Source organism: Roseateles sp. (genome assembly GCF_049240545.1).
Taxonomy (GTDB): domain Bacteria; phylum Pseudomonadota; class Gammaproteobacteria; order Burkholderiales; family Burkholderiaceae_C; genus Paucibacter_A.
On the sequence record NZ_JBMLSK010000356.1, the window covers coordinates 1 to 5,019 of the forward strand.

Here is a 5,019-nt window from a genome sequence, read left to right on the forward strand (position 1 = left end):
ATCATCACCGAGGCCCGTGCTCGGTATGAGCGCGCCCAAGAGGTTTGGGGGCCGATCTACAAAGAGTGCCGCGAGGACATGCGGTTCTCCGACCCGACCGACCCGCAGCAGTGGCCGGAGGACGTGAAGCGCGAACGGCAGAACGCCGAAGGTGGCGCGCGGCCTTGCTTGGTGTTCGACCAGACAAGCCAGTTCGTCCGTCAAGTCATCAACACCGCACGCCGCAACAAGCCGGCGCTGTCGTTCCTGCCTGTGGACGACACCAGCGATCCCAAGTTGGCCGAAGTGCTGGCGGGTCTTGCCAAGCAAACCGAGTACGCAAGCCGGGCCGATGTGGCTTACATCACCGCCTTGGGCCAATCCACGCGCGGCGGCATCGGCTGGTTCCGCCTGGTGCTGAAGCCGCTGAAGGGCGCCAAGGTTCAAGGCCAGCAGTGCGCCGAGATTGAGCGCGTGCCCGAGTTCGAGGCTGTGCTTGTCGATCCCGATTTCACGCAGCCTGACGGCTCGGATATGGGCTGGGGCTTCGTTGAAGTCTCCATGCACAAGGACGACTTCAAAGCCAAGTGGCCCGATGCCACGATGGTGGATTGGGACGACTCGGGCTGGTTCACGAAGGACCATGTTCGCGTCTGCGAGTATTACCGTGTGGTGGACGTTCCCGCGTCTGAGGATGCCGAAGGCGGGCGCGTGGTCGAGCACTTCAAGCTGTCGGGCGAAGACGTTCTTGAACGCTCGGTGTTCCCGGCTGAGTTCGTGCCGCTGTTCCCTGTCCTTGGCAACGAGGAATGGGACGAAGGCAAGCGCCGTCTGTCTGGTTGCGTGCGTCTCGCCAAGGATGGGCAGATCACCTACAACTTTGAGCGCAACGCCGCTTATGAGGCTGTGGCGCTTGGCCCGAAAGCTCCGTGGTTGGCTCCTGCTGAAGCCATCGAAGGCTATGAAGGCCACTGGAAGCAGGCCAACCGGGGGAACATCGCTTATCTGCCGTACAACACGGTAGACGAACACGGCAACCCGCTGCCGTTCAAGCCTGAGCGTATCTCGCCCGCTGGCGTTGCCGTTGGCTGGGCTGATCTTGCAGAGCGCAGCAAGAACGACATTCAGGCTGCATTGGGCATGTACCAAGCGGCCATCGGCAACAACCCCAACCAGCAGAGCGGGCGGGCTGTTCTGGCCTTGCAGGACAAGGCCGATGTGGGTTCGTTCCACTACGTGGACAACCTTGCTTTGTCCATCGCGCACCTGGGCCGCGTGCTGACGCAAGTTTGGCCGGTGATCTACGACCAAGAGCAGGTTCTTCGCATCATCGGCAAGGACGACGAACCCGAGTTCGTGCGTGTGGACCCGACGATGGAAACGGGCTACCAAGAGCGCCCGTCTCTCAACGGGAAAAAGGAAGTTGTGGTGAACCCCGCAGTGGGTCGCTATGACGTGCGCGCAGTGGTTGGCCCGGCCTTCCAGACCCGCCAGCAAGAAGCCGCCGCAGAGATTGGCGAGATGGTCAACGGCAACCCGCAGTTGATGGCGATTCTTGGCGACCTGTGGGTGAAGCTGCGCAACTTCCCCGACGCCGACAAGATCAGCCGCCGTCTGAAGGCCATGCTCCCGCCGCAGGTTCAGCAGGCCGAAAGCCAGGAAGAAGGCGCCCCGCAGATTCCGCCGCAGGTTGAAGCCGCTTTGCAGCAAGCCGGGCAGGAAATCCAGCAACTGCGCCAGGCGCTGCAAGAAGCCCAAAGCGGGATGCAGGCCAAGCAGCTAGACGCGCAAGTGAGCATGCAGCTTGAGTCCATGCGTATGGAAAGCGCAGAGCGCATCGCCGCATTGCAAGCCGATGCAGCCCAAGACCGCGAAGAACTCAAGGGCTTGATTGCCCTGCTCAAGCAGCAGATGCAGCCGCCGCCACAACTGGCCGCCGCTGTGTCGCAAGACATGACCTGAGAGATACCGCACTGAACGAAGCCGCCAAGGGAAACCAAGGCGGCTTTTTTCATGCCCTGACTTGGCGCAGGTTGACGCCATGACCGCGAAAGCAAATGGAAGAAACCAACGTGTCGCCTGTCGCAGACACGCAAATCCCTGCGCCTGAACTGGCCGAATCACCGGAAGTCGCCACCCCGGAAACCGTCGAAACCCAGCCTGAGCAGACGCGCGAGGAAGACCCTCATGCGAAGAGCCTCAAGAGCATGGAACGGCGTATCCAGCGCCTGACCGCTGCGCGTTACCAAGCCGCCGCCGATGCCGAACAAGCACGGAAGGAAGCCGAGCAACTGCGCCAACGGTACAGCCAGTACGAGCAACAACCGGAACAGCAAGAGCTGACGCCTGAAAAGGTGCTGCCCATTGCCCAGCAGATCGCGCAGCAGATGCGCGAAGTGGAGAAGGTGAAAGACACCATTTCCACGGTGCTGACGAAGGGCAAAGCCTTGGAAGGCTTCGACGCCGCTTGCAACCTCGTCGACGTGGAAGTGCCGTTTTACGAGCGCAACGGGAAGCCTTCGGACTTCTTGCGCGCCGTGTTGGCGTGTGACGCACCCGAAAAGGTGCTGCACCACCTGGGCAAAAACCCGGACGTTGCCGCCGAGCTGGCAGGCAAAGACCCCTTCCAAGTGGCTCGCAAGTTGGCCCGCATCGAAATCGAGATGCAGGCCCCGAAAGAGCCGAAGCAGTCCACCGCCCCGAAGCCCATCGCGCCCGTCAAAGGCAAGCGCGAGGACAGCGGCTTGTCTGACGAATTGCCCACTGAGGAGTGGGTGAAGCGCTTTCACAAGTTGCGTCGGGGCTAACGCCAAACCTGAAAGAGAACCATGCCCAATACCATCCTGACCCCCACCGCTGTGACGCGCGCCGCCGCAGCCATCCTGCACCAGAAGCTGAACTTCGTCGGTCGCGTCAACCGCCAGTACGACGACCAGTACAAGGGCTCCGGCGCCCCCGTGAAAGGCAAGTTCGGCCCGACGCTGAAGATTCGCATGCCGAACGAATACACCGTTCGCACCGGCATCAACATGTCCGCGCAGGACACGAACGAAACCAGCGTTGACCTGACGGTCAGCACGGTGAAGGGCGTGGACATGAACTTCACCTCGCAAGAGCTGGCCTTGTCGCTGGAAGACTTCTCCGAGCGCATCATCGAGCCGGCCATGTCGGTTCTGGCGGCCAACATCGAAGCCGACGCGCTGAGCATGTACCAAGAGGTTTACAACCTCGTGGACGGCGACACCGTGGCCTTCGGCTTCAACGCCACCAGCGATGCCAGCACCGCGCTGACGAAGATGCTGGCGCCCATGTCGGGCCGCACGATGACCATGAACCCGGACCACGCCAACCGTTTCCGCAAGGACACGAAGGGCCTGTTCCAAGCTGCTGACAACATCAGCAAGCAGTACCGGGACGGCATCATCGGCATGACCAGCGGTTTCGAGGTGTACGAGAACACCCTGTTGGTTCCGCACGGCACCGGCACCGCGGCCAAGACCACCGGCTACCTGGTGAACGGCGCCACGCAAACCGGCTCCACGCTGGTGGTGGACACCGGCACGACCACGTTCAACCGTGGCGACGTGTTCACCATCGCCAACGTGTTCCGCGTGCACCCGGAAACGAAGGCCAACACCGGCGAACTGCAACAGTTCGTCGTGCTGACCACGACCGGCACTTCGGCAACCTCGCTGTCGATCAGCCCGGCCATCGTGACCTCTGGCGCCCGCCAGAACGTCAGCGCTTCGCCTGCCGACAACGCCGCGATCACCAAGGTGGGTGCAGGCGCTTCGGAAACGCTGGTGCAGTCGCTGGCCTTCCACAAGGACGCCTTCGCCTTCGTGACCGCTGACCTGCCGCTGCCTGAAGGCACCGACTTTGCGGCCCGCGAAGTGGTGGACGGCATCAGCGTTTCGCTGGTGCGCGACTTCTCCATCAGCGACCGCAGCTTCCCGTGCCGACTGGACGTGCTGTATGGCTACAAGGCCATCCGCCCGCAACTGGCCGCCCGCGTGCACAACGACGGCTAACAGCCTGGGCCCCTCTTCGGAGGGGCTTTTTTGATGCTCTCAACGGGGCATGAAAAAAGCCATGACCACAGCAAACACACTCATTGCCGACGCGCTGACCGAGATCGGCGTTTTGGCCGCAGGGCAGACTCCCACGGCAGACGATGCCGGCCTTGGTCTGCGCCGCCTGAATCAGCTTGTGGAGCGCTGGTCTAACCACCGCCTGTTCTTCCCTGCGCTGACTGAAATCAGCGTGCCTCTGACCGGCTTGCAAAGCTACACCATCGGCCCGACTGGCGCTGTTGTTGCCAGCCGGCCTATCAAGGTGGTGTCTGCCAAGTTCGTAGACGCCTCGGGGCTGGAAACGCCCGCCGAAGTGGTCAACAACATCACTTGGGACGACATTTTCAACAAGGACGTTACCGGCTCGCCTGAGTGCATCTGGTACGAAGCCAGCACCGGCAATGGCCGCGTGTGGGTCTACCCCAAGGCCAGCGGCTACACGCTGAAGATGGAGTGCCAAACCCTGCTGCGCTCCTTCGCGCAAAGCACGGAACTTGACTTGCCCGAGGGCTACGAATCCGCGCTGATGCTGACGCTGGCGTGCGACCTGTGCCGTTCCTTCAATCGCCCGGTGCCTGCTGAGCTGCGCGCCGCTGCGACTGCTGCAACCCGCGCGATCAAGCGCACCAACAACGCTCCATTGCTCCTGTCGCTTGACATGGTGGGCGAGGAATACCAGATCGAAAGGGGCTACTGATGCCAACGATTCAAGCGGGCGCACTCGCCAACGTGTTTTGCCCTGTTGGCGGCAGTGTGACCGTCACCCCGGCTGCACAAGCCCGCGTGATCGTTGACGACCGCGACGCAGGCGGTGCAGTGGCTCAGATCATTTCCGGCGCGCAGACCTTCACGACCGACGCAGGCGGGTCTATCCGCATCGAAGCCGTGGGCGGCTCTGTGACCTACACCGACGCGCCAATCAGCACGACCGCGCAGGCCGCCTCGGTGCAAGCCTTGGCGTCAGGGG

The 5,019-nt window shown here is 62.4% G+C and carries 5 protein-coding genes; all 5 read left to right on the forward strand.

Annotation, left to right across the window (positions count from 1 at the left end; all coding sequences use genetic code 11):
* Positions 1-1,941, forward strand: a 1,941-nt coding sequence (locus tag ACOVRJ_RS21580) for a portal protein (RefSeq protein ID WP_422045876.1), incomplete at its 5' end; no start/stop codon positions are given.
* Between the two features lie 95 nt (positions 1,942-2,036).
* Positions 2,037-2,786 (forward strand): hypothetical protein, encoded by a 750-nt coding sequence (locus ACOVRJ_RS21585; RefSeq protein ID WP_422045877.1) that lies wholly within the window; start codon positions 2,037-2,039, stop codon positions 2,784-2,786.
* Between the two features lie 21 nt (positions 2,787-2,807).
* Positions 2,808-4,010 (forward strand): P22 phage major capsid protein family protein, encoded by a 1,203-nt coding sequence (locus ACOVRJ_RS21590; RefSeq protein WP_422045878.1) that lies wholly within the window; start codon positions 2,808-2,810, stop codon positions 4,008-4,010.
* Positions 4,011-4,071: 61 nt separating this feature from the next.
* Entirely contained in the window at positions 4,072-4,749 is a 678-nt protein-coding gene (locus ACOVRJ_RS21595) for a hypothetical protein (RefSeq protein WP_422045879.1), read from the forward strand.
* Positions 4,749-5,019, forward strand: a 271-nt coding sequence (locus tag ACOVRJ_RS21600) for a hypothetical protein (protein WP_422045880.1), incomplete at its 3' end; no start/stop codon positions are given. The genes ACOVRJ_RS21595 and ACOVRJ_RS21600, both read left to right, overlap by 1 nt.

What these genes read in the sequence shown, in the direction of transcription:
- ACOVRJ_RS21585 (WP_422045877.1), top strand. Translation starts at nt 2,037, where the DNA reads ATGGAAGAAACCAACGTGTCGCCTGTCGCAGACACGCAAATCCCTGCG.
- ACOVRJ_RS21590 (WP_422045878.1), top strand. Translation starts at nt 2,808, where the DNA reads ATGCCCAATACCATCCTGACCCCCACCGCTGTGACGCGCGCCGCCGCA.
- ACOVRJ_RS21595 (WP_422045879.1), top strand. Translation starts at nt 4,072, where the DNA reads ATGACCACAGCAAACACACTCATTGCCGACGCGCTGACCGAGATCGGC.